20 protein-coding genes are annotated in these 20,955 nt (G+C 63.3%); 3 read left to right on the plus strand and 17 right to left on the minus strand.

Annotation, left to right across the window (positions count from 1 at the left end; all coding sequences use genetic code 11):
- Positions 1-22: 22 nt before the first annotated feature.
- The 14 genes from AC1DB0_RS05060 to fdxA all read right to left on the minus strand — a co-directional run bounded on the left by AC1DB0_RS05060 (position 23) and on the right by fdxA (position 13,917).
- Positions 23-421 (minus strand): ASCH domain-containing protein, encoded by a 399-nt coding sequence (locus AC1DB0_RS05060; RefSeq protein WP_476757711.1) that lies wholly within the window; start codon positions 419-421, stop codon positions 23-25.
- Positions 418-2,613, minus strand: coding sequence for a phosphocholine-specific phospholipase C (locus AC1DB0_RS05065; protein WP_476757710.1), 2,196 nt, complete (start codon positions 2,611-2,613; stop codon positions 418-420). Before AC1DB0_RS05065 ends, AC1DB0_RS05060 begins: the two co-directional genes overlap by 4 nt.
- Positions 2,614-2,688: 75 nt before the next feature.
- Positions 2,689-3,534 (minus strand): branched-chain amino acid aminotransferase, encoded by an 846-nt coding sequence (locus AC1DB0_RS05070; protein ID WP_476757709.1) that lies wholly within the window; start codon positions 3,532-3,534, stop codon positions 2,689-2,691.
- Between the two features lie 142 nt (positions 3,535-3,676).
- Positions 3,677-4,720, minus strand: coding sequence for an ABC transporter substrate-binding protein (locus AC1DB0_RS05075; protein ID WP_454668412.1), 1,044 nt, complete (start codon positions 4,718-4,720; stop codon positions 3,677-3,679).
- Positions 4,721-4,841: 121 nt separating this feature from the next.
- Positions 4,842-5,825 carry a branched-chain amino acid ABC transporter permease gene (locus AC1DB0_RS05080; RefSeq protein WP_346552961.1) on the minus strand — a complete coding sequence of 328 codons (984 nt, stop codon included), beginning with the start codon at positions 5,823-5,825 and terminating at the stop codon, positions 4,842-4,844.
- Positions 5,822-6,709 (minus strand): branched-chain amino acid ABC transporter permease, encoded by an 888-nt coding sequence (locus AC1DB0_RS05085; RefSeq protein ID WP_054424084.1) that lies wholly within the window; start codon positions 6,707-6,709, stop codon positions 5,822-5,824. The genes AC1DB0_RS05080 and AC1DB0_RS05085 overlap by 4 nt, the downstream gene beginning before the upstream one ends.
- Positions 6,710-6,806: 97 nt before the next feature.
- Positions 6,807-8,021: an ABC transporter substrate-binding protein gene (locus tag AC1DB0_RS05090; RefSeq protein ID WP_476758615.1), complete on the minus strand. Its 1,215-nt coding sequence runs from the start codon at positions 8,019-8,021 to the stop codon at positions 6,807-6,809.
- A 61-nt stretch (positions 8,022-8,082) separates the two neighbouring features.
- Positions 8,083-8,793: an ABC transporter ATP-binding protein gene (locus AC1DB0_RS05095; RefSeq protein ID WP_054424080.1), complete on the minus strand. Its 711-nt coding sequence runs from the start codon at positions 8,791-8,793 to the stop codon at positions 8,083-8,085.
- The gene (locus tag AC1DB0_RS05100) at positions 8,790-9,563 is read right to left on the minus strand and encodes an ABC transporter ATP-binding protein (protein ID WP_054424078.1); all 774 of its coding nucleotides are present in this window, start codon (positions 9,561-9,563) and stop codon (positions 8,790-8,792) included. Before AC1DB0_RS05100 ends, AC1DB0_RS05095 begins: the two co-directional genes overlap by 4 nt.
- 353 nt (positions 9,564-9,916) lie before the next feature.
- Positions 9,917-10,552, minus strand: a complete 636-nt coding sequence (gene nth, locus AC1DB0_RS05105) for an endonuclease III (RefSeq protein WP_054424076.1) — start codon at positions 10,550-10,552, stop codon at positions 9,917-9,919.
- A complete protein-coding gene (gene rsxB, locus AC1DB0_RS05110) occupies positions 10,549-11,193 on the minus strand; it encodes an electron transport complex subunit RsxB (RefSeq protein WP_476757707.1) in 645 nt (214 codons plus the stop codon). Before rsxB ends, nth begins: the two co-directional genes overlap by 4 nt.
- Positions 11,194-11,304: 111 nt before the next feature.
- Positions 11,305-12,531, minus strand: a complete 1,227-nt coding sequence (locus tag AC1DB0_RS05115; RefSeq protein ID WP_054424072.1) for a polyhydroxyalkanoate depolymerase — start codon at positions 12,529-12,531, stop codon at positions 11,305-11,307.
- Positions 12,532-12,743: 212 nt separating this feature from the next.
- Positions 12,744-13,544, minus strand: a complete 801-nt coding sequence (locus tag AC1DB0_RS05120; RefSeq protein WP_342066170.1) for a ferredoxin--NADP reductase — start codon at positions 13,542-13,544, stop codon at positions 12,744-12,746.
- Between the two features lie 49 nt (positions 13,545-13,593).
- The gene (gene fdxA, locus AC1DB0_RS05125) at positions 13,594-13,917 is read right to left on the minus strand and encodes a ferredoxin FdxA (RefSeq protein WP_054424067.1); all 324 of its coding nucleotides are present in this window, start codon (positions 13,915-13,917) and stop codon (positions 13,594-13,596) included.
- Between the two features lie 157 nt (positions 13,918-14,074).
- On the opposite strand from fdxA, the gene pncB reads away from it, so the two are divergent.
- Together pncB and AC1DB0_RS05135 are read left to right on the plus strand one after the other, a co-directional pair.
- Positions 14,075-15,250: a nicotinate phosphoribosyltransferase gene (gene pncB / locus AC1DB0_RS05130; RefSeq protein WP_054424065.1), complete on the plus strand. Its 1,176-nt coding sequence runs from the start codon at positions 14,075-14,077 to the stop codon at positions 15,248-15,250.
- 66 nt (positions 15,251-15,316) lie between these two features.
- On the plus strand, positions 15,317-15,667 hold the full coding sequence (locus AC1DB0_RS05135; RefSeq protein ID WP_006218017.1) for a RidA family protein: 351 nt from the start codon (positions 15,317-15,319) through the stop codon (positions 15,665-15,667).
- Positions 15,668-15,758: 91 nt separating this feature from the next.
- On the opposite strand, the gene AC1DB0_RS05140 is transcribed toward AC1DB0_RS05135, so the two are convergent.
- Together AC1DB0_RS05140 and AC1DB0_RS05145 are read right to left on the minus strand one after the other, a co-directional pair.
- Positions 15,759-16,268: an NAD(P)H-dependent oxidoreductase gene (locus tag AC1DB0_RS05140; protein WP_427951305.1), complete on the minus strand. Its 510-nt coding sequence runs from the start codon at positions 16,266-16,268 to the stop codon at positions 15,759-15,761.
- On the minus strand, positions 16,265-17,098 hold the full coding sequence (locus AC1DB0_RS05145; protein ID WP_346552971.1) for a M90 family metallopeptidase: 834 nt from the start codon (positions 17,096-17,098) through the stop codon (positions 16,265-16,267). Before AC1DB0_RS05145 ends, AC1DB0_RS05140 begins: the two co-directional genes overlap by 4 nt.
- Before the next feature lie 105 nt (positions 17,099-17,203).
- Here AC1DB0_RS05145 and AC1DB0_RS05150 point away from each other — a divergent pair, with 105 nt between their 5' ends.
- Positions 17,204-19,546, plus strand: a complete 2,343-nt coding sequence (locus AC1DB0_RS05150; RefSeq protein WP_476757706.1) for a RelA/SpoT family protein — start codon at positions 17,204-17,206, stop codon at positions 19,544-19,546.
- A 42-nt stretch (positions 19,547-19,588) separates the two neighbouring features.
- Here the strand turns inward: AC1DB0_RS05150 and AC1DB0_RS05155 are convergent, their stop codons facing one another.
- Positions 19,589-20,902 carry an MFS transporter gene (locus AC1DB0_RS05155; RefSeq protein WP_054424057.1) on the minus strand — a complete coding sequence of 438 codons (1,314 nt, stop codon included), beginning with the start codon at positions 20,900-20,902 and terminating at the stop codon, positions 19,589-19,591.
- Positions 20,903-20,955 lie beyond the last annotated feature (53 nt).

The following is a 20,955-nucleotide window of genomic DNA, read 5'->3' on the forward strand; positions in this document are numbered from 1 at the left end:
CCGGTTTTTTATCGCTTGAAGACTATCGCTTGAAGACTTCCACCACGCGAAAGCGCTCACACGCCAGCATCATGTCTGGCGCATAGCCGCCGTTGCGGTCGAAGTAGGCAATGTGCGCATCGCGCCAGACATCAAAAGGGCCTTCGCCTTCTGCCAGCGCAAACGCCTCGTCCACCTGGTCAAAGCGCTGGATCAACACGCTGGTGGTTTCGATGACGCAGGCCGGGCGGCCCTGGCCGTCCAGCACCACATCGCGCCGGCCAGCCTGGGGCACGGGTTCGTTGTCGTCGAAATGGGCGAGCGCGCCGCAGGTGGCCGTTTTGGTGCCGGCCAGTACCAGCGCCAGCAATTCGTCGGCCAGCGCGGGGGAGTCGCCAAACTGGAAGGTCACGGCATCTTCATAGGGGGCGGGCGGTTTCATGCCAACGGTGTCCATTGCAAGATCAGTTCCTGACCCATCGCGGGGTCGGAGGTGGATGGGGCGCCGGTTTCGATGCGCCCGGCGAACCGGCGCGACCACGCGGGAGCGTCATTATCGCGCACCGTAACGTCGTACCAGCCGCCGGTGCGTGTCATGTCCCAGGACAGGTCAACGGACGCGCCGGGCGCCAACGCCGTGTCGGCTTGCTGCGGGTGCTCATACGCATTGGCGGCCATGCGGAACGTGCGCGATTGCGTTCCCGGGTTGTGTACCGACAGCCGCAAGGATGCACCCGGTTTGTCATAGGCGGCGATGACTTCAAGCTGCGGGGTGGCGGGGGGGCTCATGGCCGTGGCATCCATAGCGTGGCTGACAGGGGTGGTAACCGCAGCACCCGTGTAATGCCGGTGAAAGCCATTCGGCCCCAGCACCCAAAGGTCGTAGCGGCCGTCGTCCTCCGAGGTCAGCCATTGGCCTTCCAGCTGTTTTCCGGCCCCGACCGTATAACGGCGCGGGCCGCGTTCCAGATGCAGGCGGTCATAGACGTGCAGCACCGCGCCTGCCGCGCCAACATTCTCACATTGCAGCGTGACTTGTTCACCGTCGACGCGCGCATGCACGTGCAGCGCATAGGGCAGCGCGCGCGATGGCCGGGTGCCGGGCGCTTGGCGCGCAAGGCCAGGCTCGGCGGGCGCGGGCGGAACGACGGTGCCGGGTAACGCCGACGCTTGCGCCGCACGTTCGGACGTGGCGGGAAACGCGCGCAGCAAGTCGGCGCCGTCGGGGTTCGCGAAATCGAAGATCGACGTCAGGTCACCACATACCGCGCGCCGCCACGGCGAAATGTTCGTCTCTGCCACGCCAAAGCGCTGCTCAACAAAGCGCAACACCGAGGTGTGATCGAACACCTGCGAGTTGACCCAGCCGCCTTTGGTCCACGGCGACAGCACGTACATCGGCACGCGTGGCCCCAGCCCATAAACCCCATGCAGATGCGCCGGCGTGTCGTCTTTTTCCACGCCGGTGATGATCTCGTGATATTCGCCCCGCGTGTCCACGGTGGACGCGCCCGCCATGGCACCCGAGGCGTCGCGCGATGGCGGCGCAGGCGGCGGCATGTGGTCGAAGAAGCCGTCGTTCTCGTCGAACATCAGCAGCAGGACGGTCTTGCTCCAGACCTCGGGGTTGGCCGTCAATGCATCCAGCACGCGCGCGGTGTAGTCGGCGCCTTGCGCTGGGCTGGACGGGCTGGGATGTTCCGAGCCCGCCTTGGTGGCGCATATCCATGTCACTTGCGGCAGCGTGCCATCCAGCACGTCTTGCCGCAGCATGTCCAGATCGCGCGTCGTCAGCGCCTTGTCTTTCAGCGCCGCGAGCGACCCCGGTGCGCCTTGGTAAGCATCGCGATACGCTTTGAACCCGGCCGTGGGATTCAGCGAATAGTTGTCCGCCATGTTTTGGTAGATGCGCCAGCTGACGCCAGCGGCTTCCAGCCGTTCGGGATAGGTCGTCCACGTGTAGGCGCGGGCGGGGTCACCGCCCTTGAGCTTGTTGTAGACGTTGCCCAGCGCCGGGCCGTTGCCTCGCCCCTCGCCATCGTTGGTGCCGCTCCATACGAACAGCCGGTTCGTGTTGGTGCCGCCCGTGAACGAACAGTGATAGGCGTCACACACCGTGAAGGCGCGTGCCATTGCGTACTGGAAGGGCATGTCGGCGTCGGTGTAGTACGCCATCGAATGATTTTTCTTGGCGGCAGGCCACTGGCCCATGCGGCCTGCGTCCCAGGCGTCTTGCGCGTTGGACCAGGTATGCGGTGTGCTGGCGATGCGCAAGGTCTCGAAGGCTTCGCGCGTGTCCAGGTGATAGGGCAGCACGCTGCGCGGAGCGCCTTCGTCAGGCTTGTCGTTGTATTGCGCCCAGACGGTGCGATGCCGATAGTCGGGGCTGTCCGGCACCGGAATCGGAAAGCGGTCGCCGAAGCCTCGTACCCCGGCGAGCCCGCCGAAGTAATGATCGAACGACCGGTTTTCCTGCATGAAGATCACGATGTGTTCAACATCGCGGATCGTGCCGGTGCGGTGGTTGGCGGGGATGGCAAGCGCCCGCCGAATCGAGGCGGGCAAGAACGCCAGCGCGCTGCCGGCGCCTGCCAGGGATGCGCTCGTGCGCAGGAAATCGCGTCTGCTGTGCATGGCTCTACCTTGCGGTGCGAAGCCGATAGCGTACGCGGGTTTCCCTTTTTTTTCGCTGACAGCGCCGGGCTGTTTTTACTTGCGGCCCGTGCTTTCCGCGTAGTCCATGTACAGCTTGTGCGCGCGGCGCGCCATCGGGCCGTATTCCAGCACGCGGTCTTCCACGCGGTTCACATGGACCACCTTGCCGTAGTTGCCGGACGAGAACACTTCGTCGGCTTCTTCGACATCGGCGCGGGTCAGGCTGCGCTCTTGCATTTCAACGCCATCGGCCTTCAGCAGCGCCAGCACGCGGCGGCGCGTGATGCCGTTCAGGAACGTGCCGTTATCAACCGGCGTGGACACCACGCCGTTCTTGGCGAGCCACAAATTGCTGGTGGCGAATTCCGCGATGTTGCCCGCGCCGTCCAGCATGATGGCGTTGTCGAAACCCTTTTCGGCGGCTTCGCGGATGGCGCGCTGGCCATTGGGGTACAGGCAGGAGGCCTTGGCGTCGGTGGGCGCCATGTTCGGCCACGACCGAGCAAAGCTCGAGAAGCAGGCCGAGAAACCTTGTTCGCCCGGCATCGGCACCTTGAACACGTGCAGCACGAATTGCGTCTTATCGGCATCCGGCAACAGGAAGCCGTCGGCGCAATAGAACATCGGCTTGATGTAGAGCTCGGTGCCTTCAGGGAATTTGGCCACGGCTTCCAGGCACAGCTTCTGGATCGTTTCCCAATCGATCTGCGGCTTCATCAGCATCTTTTCAGCCGAACGCACAACGCGCTGGCAGTGCAGGTCCAGGTCAGGCGTCAGGCCGCGGAAAGCGCGCGCGCCGTCGAAGACCATGCTGGCCATCCAGAAGGCGTGGTCGGCGGGGCCGAGCAGTTTGGGGTTTTCGGTGGTCCAGTGACCGTTGTGCCAATACAGGGCGTCCATGCTTATCTTCCTTCACTTGTGTGGGGTGACGCAGCCGGGGCAATACCGAGGCATTACCGGGGCGGCGCCGAAACGTCAGGATACATGAGGCGGCGGGCAAGGTTGGCGCGCCATCGCACGTCATTCGCACGTCATTCGTGCGTCAATCACGGGCCAATGCGGCCTGCACACGATCAGCGGCATCTGCTGGCATCCATTGCCGCCAGACGGGGCCGTACTGCTTCAGGAAGTAGCGTGCGGCGTCTTCGGGTTCTTTGCCTTCTGTTTCCAGCCAGCCCAAGGTGGCGTTGATAGCGTCATCCGGCACGGTCAGCTTGCTGAGGAATTCCGCGATCTTGGGCGCGTCCTTTGCAAACGCCGCGTTCACGCCGGTCACGACCGGATTGGGCTTGAACTCCGTGGCGACGGGGTTGGCGCATTTGGGATCGGTCATGCAGGTGTAGGCCGTCTGGTCGAAGGCGGGCAGTTCCAGTTTCACCAGGTCCAGCGCACCCACCAGCGACGTGGGCGTCCAGTAATAGAAAACGATATCGCGCTTGCGCTTGTAGGCCGACACGATGGCCGCCTTTTGCGCCGCGCCGGAACCGGGGGCGAAAAGCGAATAGTCCTTGTCCAGCTTCAGCGCACGTAGCAGGTTGTCGTTCAAGGTGCCGCAGGCCCAGCCGGCGGGGCAGCCGTAGATGCGGCCGCGTCCCGGTTCCTCGGGGTCGGCGAACACGTCTTTCATGCGCGCCAGGTCGGCGGCAGACTTCAATTCAGGATGGCGTTCGACGGTATAGCGCGGCACGTACCAGCCTTCGCCCGCGTCATACACATGGCCCACGCCCAGCACCTTGCCGCTGGCCAGGGCCTTTTTCCAGGCGCCTTCGATCTGGCCAGGCCAGACTTCGGGCGTGACATCCACATCGCCGCGTTGCAGTGCGGCCAGCATCGGCAGCGTTTCACCGATTTCGACGGTGGTCTTGCAGCCGTAGCCGTGTTCCAGCACATAGCGTTCGATGCCCGCCAACACCAGGTTGGACTCCCAGTTCAGCCCGCTGAAGCGGACGGGGCGGTTGACTTCACAAGTGGGGGTTGCCGAAGGGCTTGCTGCCGGGCTGGCGGCATTCGCGGCGGGAGCAGCAAGCAGCGCCGCGGCCAGGGCCAAAGCGGCAGAGACGGGGGCGAGCGGATGCGGGTTGCGCATGGTCAGGCACCTGTTGGATTGGGTGCGTTTTATTGTACGGGCGCTTGTGGCGGCCCTAATGCAAACGGGGCCGCATGATGCGGCCCCGTCCGGGTGACAAGCAGGGTCAGGCGGAATGCGGTCAGGCGCGGGCGGCGCGCCGGCGGTCGATGAAGGCGCCGACTTCGCCCACGATGCCGCGCCGGAAGGCCAGCACGCAGATGACGAAGATCAGGCCGATCACGATGGTGACCGATTCGCCCAGGCGCAGGAACCATTCCACGCCGGTCAGGTTGGCCATCATCTGGCCGAAGTCGCCCACCTTGTTCTCAAGCAGCACCACGATGAAGGCGCCGAGGATGGGGCCGGTCAAGGTGCCCAGCCCGCCGATCAGCGTCATCAGAATGACAAGCCCGGACATCTGCCAGGTGGCGTCCGACAAGGTGGCCGACACGAACACCAGCGTCTTGGTGGCGCCGGCAAGCCCGGCCAGCGCGGCCGACAGCACGAAGGCCAGCAGCTTGAAGCGGTCGACGTCATAACCCAGCGAGACCGCACGCGGCTCGTTCTCGCGCAGCGCTTGCAGCACTTGTCCGAACGGCGAATTCACCGTGCGCCAGATGATGAAGTAGCCCAGCACGAAAATGCCCATCACCACGTAGTACAGGTTGATGTCCTTGGACAAATCCAGCATGCCCAGCAAGGTGCCGCGCGGCACGCTTTGCAGGCCGTCTTCGCCGCCGGTGAACTTGGCTTGCAGGAAGAAGAAGAACACCATCTGCGCCAGCGCCAGCGTGATCATCGCGAAGTAGATGCCGCTGCGGCGAATGGCGATGGCGCCCATCGCCAGCCCCAGCAACGCCGCCACGCCCACGCCGAACAGCAGGCCGATCTCGGTCGGAAAGCCCCACACCTTCATCGCGTGCCCGGCCGCGTAGGCCGCGCTGCCCAGGAAGGCGGCGTGCCCGAACGACAAGAGCCCGGTAAAGCCCAAGAGCAGGTTGAATGCGCAGGCAAAGAGCGCGTAGCACATGATCTTCATGGCGAAGATCGGGTACACCCCCAGGAAGGGGAGAGCGGCCACCACGACGGCCAGTACCGCATAGCCCAGGAATTGACGATTCATTTTTCTTTTCCGAACAGCCCGGCCGGGCGGATCAACAGAACGATGGCCATGATGATGAACACCACGGTGCTGGACGCTTCGGGCCAGAACACCTTGGTCAGTCCTTCAATCACGCCCAGGCCCAACCCGGTCACGATGGCGCCCATGATGGACCCCATGCCCCCGATCACGACCACGGCGAACACGACGATGATGAGGTTGGACCCCATCAGCGGCGAAATCTGCAAAACGGGCGCAGCCAGCACACCCGCAAAGCCGGCCAGCGCCACGCCGAAACCGTAGGTCAGCGTGATCATGCGCGGCACGTTCACGCCAAAGGCTTCAACCAGGCGCGGGTTCTCGGTGCCAGCGCGCAGCAGGGCGCCCAGGCGAGTGCGTTCAATGACGAACCAGGTCGCCAGGCAGACCACCACCGACGCCGCCACGACCCAGCCGCGATAGTTCGGCAGAATCATGAAGCCCAGGTTGGTCGCGCCACGCAGCGCTTCGGGGGTCGGGTAAGGTTGCCCCGATACGCCGTAGAAGCTGCGGAACAGGCCTTCGATCAGCAAGGTCAGGCCGAAGGTCAGCAGCAGCCCATAAAGGTGATCAAGCTTGTACAGATGCTTGAGCAATAGTTTTTCGATCAGTATGCCGAACAGCCCCACGACCAGCGGCGCCAGGATCAGCATGATCCAGTAGTTCAACCCCAGGTACGACAGCCCCATCCAGGCGATGAACGCGCCCAGCATGTAGAGCGCGCCGTGCGCGAAGTTGATGACGTTCAGCAGCCCGAAGATCACGGCAAGCCCGAGCGACAACATGGCATAGAAGGAACCGTTGACCAGGCCCAGTAATAGCTGGCCGAACAAGGCCTGTATAGGGATGCCGAAAAGGTCAGTCATCTTGTGAAAATCCTGCGCGTACGGATGGAAGCGAGCAAATTCAAGGTGCGGCCGCGGCCCGCGCCGGGCAGCACCTTGGGGTCACATGAGCCGGGAATTATTTCTTGACCAGCTTGCAGGTGGACTCGGACAGCTTGGTGTAGACCTCGTCGCCAGGCAGCGTGGCCACGACCTTGTAGTAGTCCCACGGGCCCTTGGATTCGGCCGGGGTCTTCACTTGCATCAGGTACATGTCATGGACCATGCGGCCGTCTTCGCGCACATAGCCGCCTTGGGTGAAGAAGTCGTTGATCTTGTTCGACTTCATCCACTTGATGACGGTGTCGGCGTCGTCCGTGCCCGTTGCCTTCACGGCGTTCAGGTAGAACATCGTCGACGAGTAGTCGCCCGCTTGCAGCATCGACGGCTTGCGGCCGACCTTGGCTTCAAACTTCTTGGCCCAGGCGCGCGAGGCGTCGGATTGATCCCAGTACCAGCCGTCGGTCAKGTACATGCCTTGCGTGGCTTGCAGGCCCAGCGAGTGCACGTCGTTGATGAACACGAGCAGGCCGGCCATCTTCATCGTCTTGGTCACGCCGAATTCATTGGCGGCCTTGATGGTGTTGATGGTGTCGCCACCCGCGTTGGCCATGCCCAGGATCTGCGCCTTGGAGGCTTGCGCTTGCAACAGGAAGGACGAGAAGTCCGATGCGCCCAGCGGTGCGCGCACCTGGCCCTTGATCTCGCCGCCGGCAGCCTTCACAACGGCCATGGTGTCGCGTTCCAGCGCGTGGCCGAAGGCGTAGTCGGCCGTCAGGAAGAACCAGCTCTTGCCGCCGTCCTTCACCACCGCCGAACCGGTGCCGCGCGCTAGCGCCACGGTGTCGTAGGCGTAGTGGACGGTGTAGGGCGAACATTGCGCGTTGGTCAGGTCGGATGCGCCCGCGCCCACAGCGATGAACGGCTTTTTCTTTTCAGCCGCCACGGCCGCCATGGCCAGGCTGGTGGCCGAGTTCGTGCCCGCAACAATGACGTCGACCTTCTGCTGGTCGAACCATTCGCGTGCGCGCGCCGACGCCACGTCGGCCTTGTTCTGGTGGTCGGCCGAGACAACTTCGATCTTCTTGCCGTTGATGGTGCCGCCGGCGTCTTCGATCGCCATGCGGATCGCGTCCAGACCAGCCTTGCCGTCGATGTCGGAATACACGCCCGACATGTCGGTGATGAAGCCGATGCGGATGACATCGTCGGAGATACCTTGTGCGTGGGCGGTTGCCCCTGCAAATCCCAGGCCCGCCATGGCCAGTGCAGCAGTGATGGTGTGCAGCTTCATGGGATGACTCCTCTTCCCTACGGTGTAGTGTTGCCGGGGGTCCGGCGGATGACAGGTTGTTTTAGACGCCCAACAATTCGTTGAGCGTGTCCTGTTTTTCTGAAAGTTCTGCGGCCTCGAAATGCTCGACGATCTGACCGTGCTCCATGACATAGAAGCGGTCAGCCAGCGGAGCCGCGAAGCGGAAGTTCTGCTCGACCATGACGATCGTGTAGCCGCGCTGCTTCAGCGTCTTGATCATGCGGGCAAGCGCCTGCACGATGACGGGCGCCAGGCCTTCGGAGATTTCGTCCAGCAGCAGCAAATTGGCGCCGGTGCGCAGAATGCGCGCCACGGCCAGCATCTGTTGTTCGCCGCCCGACAAGCGTGTGCCCGGTGAATTCCGGCGCTCTTGCAGGTTGGGGAACATGTCGTAGATTTCGGCCAGCGACATGCCGCCGCCCAGCGAACCCACGACCGGCGGCAGCAGCAGATTTTCTTCGCAAGACAGGCTGGCGAAGATGCCGCGTTCTTCGGGGCAATAGCCCACGCCCAGGTGGGCGATTTTGTAGGTGGGCAGGTCGATGGCTTCGGTGCCGTGAATGCGCACCGAGCCCTTGCGGGAACCCGTCAGCCCGAGAATCGCGCGCAACGTCGTGGTGCGGCCGGCGCCATTGCGGCCCAGCAGCGTGACGACTTCACCTTGCCCCACGCGCATATCCACGCCGTGCAGGATGTGCGATTCCCCGTACCAGGCTTGCAAGCCTGAAATTTCCAGTGCCGGGGTGCTCATGCGTGCGCTCCTTGAAGTTCGCCGTCGGTGGTGCCCATGTACGCCTGCATCACGGCCGGATGGCGGGAGACTTCGGCGTACGTGCCTTCGGCCAGCACCGAGCCGCGCGCGAGCACGGTGATGGTGTTGGCGATGGAGGACACGACGTTCATGTTGTGTTCCACCATCAGGATCGTGCGCCCGGCGCTGACGCGCTTGATCAGCTGCGTGACGCGGTCCACGTCTTCGTGGCCCATGCCCTGCGTGGGCTCGTCCAGCAGCATCAGTTCGGGTTCCATCGCCAGCGTGGTGGCGATTTCCAGCGCGCGCTTGCGGCCATACGGCAGATTCACCGTGGTCTCGTTCGCAAAGGCGCCCAGGTCCACCTGTTCAAGCAGCGCGCGCGCCGGCTCGTTCAAGGACGCCAGCCGCTTGTCGCTTTGCCAGAAGTGAAACGACAGCCCCGTCTTGCGCTGCAAGCCGATGCGCACGTTCTCAAGGACGGTCAGGTGTGGGAATACCGCCGAAATCTGGAACGAGCGAATCACGCCACGCCGCGCAATCTGCGCGGGGCGCTCGCCGGTAATGTCGATACCGTTGAACTTGATGGTTCCCGACGTGGGAGATAAGAACTTGGTAAGCAGGTTGAAGCATGTGGTCTTGCCCGCGCCGTTAGGCCCGATCAAGGCATGAATCTCGCCTCGCTTGATACGCAAATCGACCCCATTGACCGCGACGAATCCGCGGAACTCCTTGGTGAGGCCTTTTGTCTCCAGGATTGTGTCATCCATGTCCGCTGCACCAGCGTTGTATTTATATGGTCTCTGCCTGCCGTCGTTGCGACAGACCCCCGCGGGGTCAGAAAACCAGAGATGTCTCGTAGTTTTCTGATGAGTTGCCGGCGAGTATGCGGACCTCTTTATCAAAATTCCATGAGGGTTTTACATAGGTTTTGCAGTGCGGAAAGGTCAATTGTCGGCAGGCCGACAATACACGCCGCGCAAGGCGGGAAAACCCTTTTCCATGCGCAATGCATTGCAGCAAATACGCGTTGATTCTTATCAATTGATCAAACAAATTCAGCGAGGGAAAACCCCGGTTTTCCGCTCGCTGAAATCACAATGCCCTATTTGGACCGCAGGGTTTACGCGGGTGTTTTTTGTTTGAATTCACACAGATCGGAAATGCCGCATTGGGGGCACTTCGGTTTGCGCGCCACGCAGATGTAGCGGCCATGCAGGATCAGCCAGTGATGAGCGTCCTGGATATATTCGCGCGGGATGAATTTCACGAGCTTGTCTTCCACTTCAAGCACGTTCTTGCCTGGCGCGATACCGGTGCGGTTCGACACGCGAAAGATATGCGTATCCACCGCCATCGTGGGCTGGCCGAATGCGGTGTTGAGCACGACGTTGGCCGTCTTGCGGCCCACGCCCGGTAGCGATTCCAATGCCTCGCGCGTTTGCGGCACTTCGCCGCCGTGATGCTCAAGCAAGATCCGACAGGTGGCGATCGTGTTCTTGGCTTTGGTGCGGTACAGCCCGATGGTCTTGATGTAATCGGACAAGCCTTCTTCGCCCAGCGCCAGCAACGCTTCGGGCGTGCCGTATTGCGGGAAGAATTTACGCGTGGCGATGTTGACTGACTTGTCGGTGGCCTGCGCCGACAACAGCACCGCGATCAGCAACTGGAACGGCGTGTCGTATTCCAGTTCGGTCGTGGGGTTCGGGTTGGCCGCTTGCAGGCGGGCGAAGATCTCACGGCGTTTGGCTGCGTTCATGACTGCGTCGGATTACGGCGGGCCCGGGCGCGGGCCAGCGCGGATTCAATGGCGGAGCGCTTGCGGTCTTCGCTTTGCGCGTCGTCGGTAGCGGGCGGGGGCGCACTTGCGGCGGCGGGTGTCTCTGGCGCCATCAGGCGGGCGTTGTCGGCAGCCAGGCGTTCGGCTCGCGCCTGGTGGCTGCGATGCCGCTGGCGGCTGATGGTGGCGTCTTCTGCGGTCCATGCGCGGCCGGCAGGCACCATTTGAATACAGTCCACCGGACAAGGCGCCACGCACAGATCACAGCCCGTGCACCAATCGGCCAGCACGGTATGCATGTGTTTGTTGGCGCCCACGATCGCGTCGACCGGACAGGCCTGGATGCACAGCGTACAGCCGATGCAGTGCGATTCATCGATGCGGGCAACCAGCAGCGGGCCGGGTTCGCCGCGCTCAAGGTCCAGCGGCAGGGCGGGGGTTTGCAGCAGGGCGGACAGCGCGGCGATGCCGTCGTCGCCACCGGGCGGGCAGCGGTTGATCGGCGCTGAGCCGTCCGTGATGGCGTCGGCATAAGGCCGGCAGCCGTCATAGCCGCACTTGGTGCATTGCGTCTGGGGCAGCAAGGCGTCGATGCGGTCGGCAAGTGAGCGACAGGACATGTAAGGCCAATAAAAGAAAAGGGGCCACGCGGGCCCCGTGAAATACGGATCAGGCTTGAGGTGGCGCGGGCCAGGCCCGCGCGTCACCTGCCGGACGGCGCTGTGCCGTCGTCAAGCCGATTGCCGGATGAATTCGGCAATTTTAGGACAGATCATTTCGCGCCAGCGGCGGCCCGAGAAAATGCCGTAGTGGCCGCAGTTCGGCGCCGTGTAGTGCGACTTGCGCTCGGCCGGAATGTTCTTGCACAGCTTGATGGCCGCACGCGTCTGGCCCTGGCCCGAGATATCGTCCAGCTCGCCTTCAATGGTGAAGAGCGCAACCTTCTTGATGTCGGCGGGGCGCACGGTCTGGCCGTCGACTTCCCACGTGCCGCTGGGCAGCGCGAAGTCCTGGAACACCATGCGGATCGTGTCCAGATAGAACTCGGCCGGCATGTCCAGCACTGCGTTGTATTCGTCGTAGAAGCGGCGGTGCGCTTCGGCGTCGCTGTCGTCGCCGCGCAGCAAGTCCAGGTAGAACTCGTAGTGCGACTTCATGTGGCGGTCGGGGTTCATGGCCATGAACCCGGCGTGCTGCAGGAAGCCGGGGTAGACCTTGCGGCCCGCGCCCGGGTAACGCGGCGGCACCGGGTGGATCACCTGGCTTTCAAACCACGAATAGGGCTTGGTGGTGGCCAGGCGGTTCACCTGCGTGGGCGACTGGCGCGGGTCGATGGGGCCGCCCATCATGACCATGCTGCGCGGCTGGCAGGGGTCATTGGCGGTGGCCATCAGCGACACGGCGGCCAGCACCGGCACGGTGGGCTGGCAGACCGAAATCACGTGCACGTCCGGGCCCAGGTGGCGGATGAAATCCTGCACGTAGCGCACGTAGTCGTTCAGATGGAACGGGCCGGCGGCTAGCGGCACCATGCGGGCGTCGACCCAATCAGTGACATAAACGTCATGGTTGGGCAGCAGGGCGCGCACGGTGTCGCGCAGCAAGGTCGCATGGTGGCCCGACAGCGGGGCAACCAGCAGCACTTTGGGGTCATCGCGGCCGGCGAGGCGCACGTCGCGGTGAAAGTGCACCAGGCGGCAGAAGGGCTTGTCCAACGCCAGCGCTTCGGTCACGCGAACGGACTTGCCGTTGATCTCGGTGGTGGGAAGATTCCAGGCGGGTTTCTGGTATTCCTTGCCGATACGCGTCATCAGCTCGTACCCCGCGGCCATCTGGCGGGAAATCGGGGTGTAAGCGAGGGGACTGTAGGGACTGGAGAACAGCTGAGAACCGGCATCCGTGAATGCAGCGAACGGAGTCAGGAAGGCGCGCTGCATTTCGTGCAATTGGTACAGCATTTGGAGGATGTCCTTCTGGGTCGAGCGTGTGCCCCGATTATTGCGCCGAGGACTAAAGATATATCCAATCAGCCTAAAGAAACTGCGGCAAACACCGGGATTCTGTTGCTAAAAAGAGACCCGTCATCCCCTTAGGCACCAGTTTAGGGCGTTTTTTTGCCCAGCATAGAGACCAAAGGGAGGATTTATGCACTAGGCCGGCCAGTGCGGGATCACCAGTAATTTTCTACTGCCAGGTTGCCGGGAATGCCCCGGCGGCCCGGCTTGAAACCGCGTTCGCCCAGCAGCTTGCGAGCGTCTGCCAGCATGTCGGGGTTGCCGCAAAGCATGATCTTCGCCTGCTCCGGGTCCAGCGGCAGCCCGGCCAGCTGCTCTAGCCGGCCATCGGCGATCAGCGTGGTCAGGCGCTCTTGCGGCATGCCGGGCAGTGCTTCGCGGGTGGCGATGGGCAGGTAGATGAGCTTTTGCGGATCTGCCGCAAACACCTCGGCCAGTTCCGGCCGCGCGCCCCAGGATTCGATTTCTTCGCGATAGGCTAGCTCCGCCACGGTGCGCACGCCGTGCACCAGAATGATGCGGCGATAGGCGCGCCATGTGGCGGGGTCGCGCAGCAGCGACAGGTAGGCCGACAGGCCGGTGCCGGAAGCCAAAAGCCACAGGTCGCCGCCGGGCGCGAAGCGTTCCAGCGTCAGGAAACCGTAGGGCGTTTTTTCGACGTACAAAGCATCGCCGGGGCGCAATTGCGCCATGCGCGGGCTGAACAGGCCGTCGGGAACCACGATGGAATAGAACTCCAGCCCGGACTCGTGCGGGGCGGACACCATCGAGTAGGCGCGCCACAGGGTGGGCGGGCCGTCGGGATCATCAGCCCCGGGTAAACCGACCCGGGCGAACTGGCCCGGCAGGAACGTATACGCGTCGTCGCGCGTTACGCGCAATGAGAACAGCTTGTCGGGCACCCAGGTGTGGATCTGAGTGACAGTTTGGCGCGTGTATTTGGAGTCGTCGGTCATCGGGGCATCGCACGAAACCGGCCGCCAGGCGGCAGCCGGCTATCGCGGATTATTTTTCCAGGAATTGCAGCTTGTCCTGCTTGCCGTTCCAGTCGTCGGCGTCCGGCAGGGGCTTCTTGGCGCGGCTGATGCTGGCGAACTCGGGCGAGAGCTCAGCGTTCAGCGCGATGAAATTCAGTTGGTCTTGCGGCACGTCTTCTTCGGCGTAGATCGCATTGGCCGGGCATTCCGGGATGCAGACGGCGCAGTCGATGCATTCGTCGGGATCGATCACGAGGAAGTTCGGACCCTCACGAAAACAGTCCACCGGGCACACATCAACGCAATCGGTGTACTTGCACTTAATACAGTTTTCGGTGACAACGTGGGTCATTCAGGAACTCCGGGATCGGCGGCATTTGTGTCTTGTTGGGCGGATTTTACCCAATGCGCGCCCGATGTGCCGGTAATACCCGTATTGACTTCGTGGCCCATGGCCCTGAACCCCCGGTTCTCTATGCTATGGTGTCGCGAAACCGATACGCGCAATCATGATAATCACTTCGCTGCTCGACACCGATCTGTATAAATTCAGCATGATGCAGGTGGTACTGCATCAGTTCCCCGCTGCACAGGTCGAGTACCGTTACAAGTGCCGCACCGTTGGGGCCGATCTGCGCCCCTACTTGGATGAAATCCGCGAAGAAGTGCACCAGCTGTGCCAGCTGCGCTTCACCCAGGATGAGCTGGATTATCTGGGCGGCTTGCGCTTCATCAAGAGCGACTTCGTCGACTTTCTTGGCCTGTTCCATCTGCCCGAGCGCTGCATCCACATCACTGAAGGCGATGCGCCGGGCGAGATCGCCATTGAAGTGAAAGGCCCGTGGCTGCACACAATTCTCTTCGAGATCCCGGTGCTGGCCATCGTCAACGAGGTCTACTTCCGCAACACGCGCAAGAACCCCGATTGGGAAGAAGGCCGCCAGCGTCTGCAATCCAAGATGCACCTGGTGCTGGACGACCCGGCGCTGGCCGATTTCCGCGTGGCTGAATACGGCACGCGCCGCCGCTTCTCCAAGGTCTGGCACCAGGAAGTGGTGTCCACCATGAAGGCCCAGATGGGCGAGCATTTTGCAGGCACCAGCAACGTGTTGCTGGCCAAGCAGCATGAAGTGCTGCCGCTGGGCACGATGGGCCACGAATACTTGCAGGCTTGCCAGGCGCTGGGGCCGCGGTTGCGGGATTCGCAGGTGTTTGCGCTGGAAGTCTGGGCCAAGGAATACCGGGGCGACCTCGGCATTGCGCTGTCGGACGTCTACGGCATGGACGCGTTCCTGCGCGACTTCGACATGTATTTCTGCAAGCTCTTTGACGGCGCCCGCCACGATTCCGGCGACCCCTTCGTCTGGGGCGAACGCTTGCTTGAGCACTACCGCAAGAACCGCGTGGACCCGCGCGCGAAGACGCTGGTGTTCTCGGATTCGCTGACCTTCCCGCGCGCAATCGAGCTGGCCCGCCAGTTCTCGGGCCGCTGCAAGGTGTCTTTCGGCATCGGCACGAACCTGACCAACGACCTGGGCCACGAACCATTGCAGATCGTCATGAAAATGGTCCGCTGCAATGGCCAGCCGGTGGCCAAGGTGTCTGATGCGCCAGAAAAAACCATGTGCGACGACCCCGCCTATCTGGCGTATCTGCGCCAGGTGTTTCAGTTGCCTCCCGCCTGAGGGCGGCTCGGGGTAAATTGCTGGTTTCCAGTTTCATCAACCCAACTCGACTCTAGGGGAATATTCATGAGCAGCATCAAGCGCTTCCACGTCGCCAAGCGCCTGTCGGACATGGCCGTGTACAACGGTGTCGCGTACCTGGCAGGCCAGGTGCCGGACGACGCCAAGCTGGACATCACCGGCCAGACCGAGCAAGTGCTGGCGACGATCGATCGCCTGCTGGCCGAAGCCGGCACCGACAAGACCAAGATCCTGATGGCCCAGATCTACGTGGCCAACATCAAGGAATTCGACGGCATGAACAAGGCATGGGACGCCTGGGTCGCTGACGGCAATTCGCCTCCGCGCGCCACGGTTGAAGCCCGCCTGGCCAACCCGGATTTCAAGGTCGAGATCATTGTGACGGCCGCTATCTAAGCGACTGCCGCCCGCAAGTGAAAAGCCCTTCGGCATGCCGAAGGGCTTTTTCTTTGGGCCTTGCACGCGCCTGTGCCAACGCGAAGGGGCGTTATTCCCCCATCAACAGCGTTGCCGCCAGCAGGCCGCCCAAGGCGTCGCAGCGCGAGAGTTCCGCCGCCGGCACCGTTTTTTCCGCCATGATCTGTTCGGGCGTCTGAGCACCCAGATTCACGATCAATGCAGGCGCCACCGCGCTCAGCCGCCATCCGGTGCAAATCCGTTCCACCTGCCGCGCGGCGCCCGTGCCATCGCTGCCGGCGCTGATCGCGCAGGCGTAGGGCAAGCCCTGAATGCGGTCGAGCACGGCGTAGTAGTTGCGATCAAAAAACTCCTTCATCTCGCCGCTCAGGCTTGCCAGGTTTTCGGGCGCGCAGAACAGATAGCCGTGGCTTGCCAGCAAGGCGTCGGCTTCAACATCGGAGGCCCGCAGCAACTTCACGCACAAGGCGTCCGCCAGGTCGAGTTCGGCCGCGGCCGCTTGCGCGCCACGCGCTGCGGCCTCGGCCATTTGCCTTGCCGCGCCGGTGCGCGAATGCCAGACGATCAGCAGTTGCTTCATGCGTAGCGCGCCAAGGTGTCCTGCCGGTAATAGGCCCGCAGCAGGTCATACCATTCGGGCAGCGCCTGCTGCATCGGGAACGGGTCCACGAAGAAGTGTTCGGAGCTGACCGCGAAGAATTCCGCCTCGTCCGTGGCCGCGTACGGGTCCATCGGCAATTGGCCGTACCAGGCGTCGGCTTCTTCGCTTTCGGGGTCCACGTCGCGCGGAATGGCGGCTTCCACGGCATCGAGCGCGGCGATGAAGCGGTCAAGGCTGTCGTCCAACACGCGGCGCCATACCTGTGGTTTCAGATCCGGATGCGCGGCCAGCGACGGCATGCCATCCGCAAAACCGGAACGCAGGTCCAGCTTGTGGGCGAACTCATGGATGACGACATTGAAGCCACCGTCAGACAACTGCGTGTCCTCCCAGGAGAGCACCAGCGGGCCGCCTTCCCATGCTTCGCCCGCCGCATCTTCGATGTACTCGTGAACCACGCCGTCATCGTCCTGGCGCGAACGCGGAATACGGAAGCTAGCCGGATACACGATGATCTCGTCCCAGCCCTCATAGAGCTCAGGCGCGAGGTTCAGGATGGGCAGGCTGGCCTGCGCGGCAATCGACAGCCGCATGAAGTCCGAGACGTCCAGGCCCTGCGCGCCGTTGATGGTCTTGCTGGCCAGCAGCCAGGCCGACCGCGCGAGCAGCTGAGCGGTTTCATCGGCGTTCAACGCCGCCAGGAAAGGGTGGGCATCCAGCACCTGCCGCCACAGTTCGGGCGAGATGCGGGCTTGCATCTCGGCCACTTCGGACGCGCGGGCGCCCCGGCCCTTGAGCCAGCGCAACATAAGCTTGGGTTCCTTCTATATATCGGGATATGGCAGGGGATTCTGAGTGATCAAACCCTAGTGTAGAGTGTCGGGATATCAACCAACCCCAGCACGACGCCCTTCATGTCCGCCCCGCCTGTTATCGATGCGCCTTCGCCTTTTGACGCTTCCTGGCGGCAGGAGGTAGGAGCGGGCCTGGACGCCGATGGCCTGGCGCTGATTGACCGGGCCGTCGCCTGGGCCATCCCGCGCTTTGAAGGCCAGCACGCGCTGACCGGCGAGCCGTTGGCCAGCCACGGCGCCGGCGTCGTCCGCATCCTGGCGGCCCTGCATACCGACGCCGCCACGCGCGCCGCCGCGCTGCTGGCCGCCTTGCCCACCGACTTGATGGCGCCCGCGCCCGCCTTGCGCAACGACCCCGTCGCCACCGCCTTCGGCGCCGAAGTGGCGCGGCTGGTGCAAGGCACGCGCGCCCTGTTGCGGCTGGGCGTGGTGGCCCGCCAAGCCAGCGACGCCGAAGCCGAAAGCGGTTCGCAAAAGGAAATGCAGCGCAAGATGCTGCTGGCCATGGCGGCCGACCTGCGCATCGTGCTGATGCGCTTGGCCTCGCGGCTGCGCACCTTGCGTTGGCACGCGGAAAGCAAGGCGCCATGCTCGACCGGGTTCGCGCAGGAAACGCTGGATCTGTATGCGCCGCTGGCAAACCGGCTGGGCATCTGGCAGATCAAATGGGAAATGGAAGACCTGGCGTTTCGCTTCCTGGAGCCCGACCGCTACAAGCAAATTGCCCGTTTGCTGGAAGAAAAGCGGGTTGAGCGCGAAGCCTTCATTGCGGGCGCCATCGAGCGCATGCAAACGGCGTTGGCCAAGAGCGGCATCGACGCCGAAGTCAGCGGCCGGCCCAAGCACATCTACAGCATCTGGAACAAGATGCGTGTCAAGCGCCTGGACTTCTCGCAGATGTATGACCTGCGCGCGCTGCGCGTCATCGTCGAAGACGTGCGTGCCTGTTATACGGCGTTGGGGCTGGTGCACGAAATGTGGACGCCGCTGTCCGACGAGTTCGATGACTACATCTCGCGGCCCAAGCCCAACGGCTATCGCTCTCTGCATACCGTGGTGGCGGACGATGACGGCCGCCCATTCGAAGTGCAGATTCGCACGCGCGAGATGCATCAGTTCGCCGAATACGGTATGGCCGCGCACTGGCGCTACAAGGAAGCCGGCGCGAAGGGCGGCCAGGTTGCGGCCTCTAGTGAATACGACCGCCAACTGGCGTGGATGCGCCAGCTGCTGGCCTGGAACAGCGACGTCGAAGGCGGCGCAGAGCCGGGGCAGGCGTCGGGACTCGAGTCCGGAAACGCGTCGGGCCAAGAGGCTGGCAAGCCCGGGGGCAAAGCGGAATCCGGCAAAAGCGCCTCGGGCAAGCCGGGGTCCAGCAAGAATCGCAATGCGGTGAAGGCGCCCGCGCACACAGACGAACGCATCTACGTGCTGACGCCGCAAGCGCGCGTGATCGAGCTGCCCGCAGGCGCCACGCCGGTGGACTTCGCCTATCACCTGCACACGGACCTGGGCCACCGCTGCCGCGGCGCGCGTGTCGACGGGCAGATGGTGCCGCTGCAAACGCACTTGTCGACCGGGCAGACCGTGGAGATCATCTCCGCCAAGTCGGGCGGGCCTTCGCGCGACTGGCTCAATCCCCAGTTGGGGTTCCTTGCTAGCCCGCGGGCGCGCGCCAAGGTGCGCATGTGGTTCAACGCCATTGAATTGCAGCAACGCATCACCCAAGGCCAGGCCTTGGTTGAAAAAGAATTGCAGCGGCTGGGCAAGACGGCCGTCAATCTGGAACAGCTGGCGCAAAACCTGGGCTTTGCGCGCGCCGACGACCTGTACGTTGCGGCGGCCAAGGAAGAGTTCAGCCTGCGCCAGATCGACAGTGTTTTCCAGCAGCCCGGTCCCGCGGTGGAACCCCAGCCTGCCGCGTTGCGCAACGCCAGCGCGGGCAGCGCCGAGAAAAGCGGCAAGAGCGGCGTGCTGGTGGTGGGGGTGGGTTCGCTGCTGACGCAGTTGGCGCGCTGCTGCCGCCCCGCGCCGCCCGACGCCATTGCGGGCTTCGTCACGCGGGGGCGCGGCGTGTCGATTCATCGCAGCGACTGCCACAGCTATCTGGCCTTGGCCGCGCGCGAACCCGAGCGCGTCATTGAAGTGGCCTGGGGCGAAACCTCAGACACGTTCTATCCGGTGGACGTCAGCGTGCGCGCGCACGACCGTCCCGGTCTGTTGCGCGACCTGTCCGAAGTTTTTGCGCGGCTGCGCCTGAACGTGGTGGGGGTGAATACGCAGAGCAAGCAGTCGCTGGCTCATATGGTGTTCACGGTGGAGGTGCGCGGGGGCGAATCGCTCGCCCGTGCGCTGGACGCCTTGGCCGAAGTGGCGGGCGTGTCCTCGGCAACGCGCCGGTAGGACGAAAACCCCCAGGGCCAGGCGGCCGTGGGGGTTCAAGCTTTAGTGGTCCAGTTGCTCGTGCGCGCGTTCGCGCATGAAGAACGCGGCAATCAGGCCCAGCGCCACGCCGAACATCACGTAGTAGGCCGGCGCCATCGGCGAACCGGTGGTCTTGATCAGCCACGTCACGATGAACTGCGCGAAACCGCCGAAGATCATCACGGCCACGTTATAGGCAAGCGACAAGCCCACGGAACGTACGCGTGCCGGGAACAATTCCGCCATCACCGTGCTGAACACGCCGAAGAAGGCCGACACGAAGAAGCACACGACGATCTGCACCGTCAGCAGGCGGCCGATCGACGGGGCGTCCGACAGCCAGTAGTACAGCGGATACAGCACGATCAGGTAGCCGATCAGCGAACTGATCACCAGCGGACGGCGGCCGATGCGGTCGGACCATGCGCCCATGAACGGCGTCATCAGCACCATCAGCGCCGCGCCCGCCATCTGCACCATGAAGGTTTCCTTCATCGGCAGCTTCAGGATTTGCGTGGAGTACGTCACCAGATACGTGAAGGTGATGTAGATGGACACCGTGGCGGTCACGACCAGGCCCACGCCGATCATCGTTTCACGCGTGTGGGTCTTGACCATCTGAACCAGGCTCAGGCGCTGCACTTCACCGCGCGCGGCGGCTTGGCGGTCTTCTTCCTGCATCTTCTTGAAGACGTCGGTTTCGTCGACGTTCTTGCGGATATAGATGGCGATGGGAACAATGACCAGGCCGAAGGCGAACGGAATGCGCCAGGCCCAGGCGGCGATCTGTTCTTGCGTGAAGAACTCGGTGATCAGCGTGCCGCAAGCCGCGCCGATCAGCAGCGCCAGCATCTGGCCGGCCATCTGCCACGAGCCGTAGAAGCCGCGTTTGCCGTTGGGGGCCATTTCAATTAGCAGCGCCGTCGACGTGCCGAATTCACCGCCCGCCGAGAAACCCTGCAACAGGCGCGCGATCAGGATGAAGATCGGGGCCAGGATGCCGGCGGCGTGGTACGTCGGGGCAACCGTGATCAGCGCGATGGACACCGCCATCAGCGAGGTCACCATCACCATCGCGGCCTTGCGGCCTTTTTTGTCGCCGTACATGCCCAGGATGATGCCGCCCACGGGGCGCATGAAGAAACCGACGCCGAAGATGGCGGTCGTCATCAGGATGGCGTTGAGTTCGCTGCCCGGCAGGTTGGGGTCGGTGGGAAAGAAGAGCTTCGCGATGATCGGCGTCATGAACGCGAACACCAGGAAGTCATACCATTCGAGGGCGTTGCCTATCACTGCGGCCACGATGTTGCGTGTGGGAACTGCTTTGTGCTGCACGGTTTCTCCTTGGGGGTGTTATTCCAATCCGGGCGACATTCTAGGCGCTTAAC

The organism is Achromobacter sp. 10T422 (assembly GCF_056394065.1).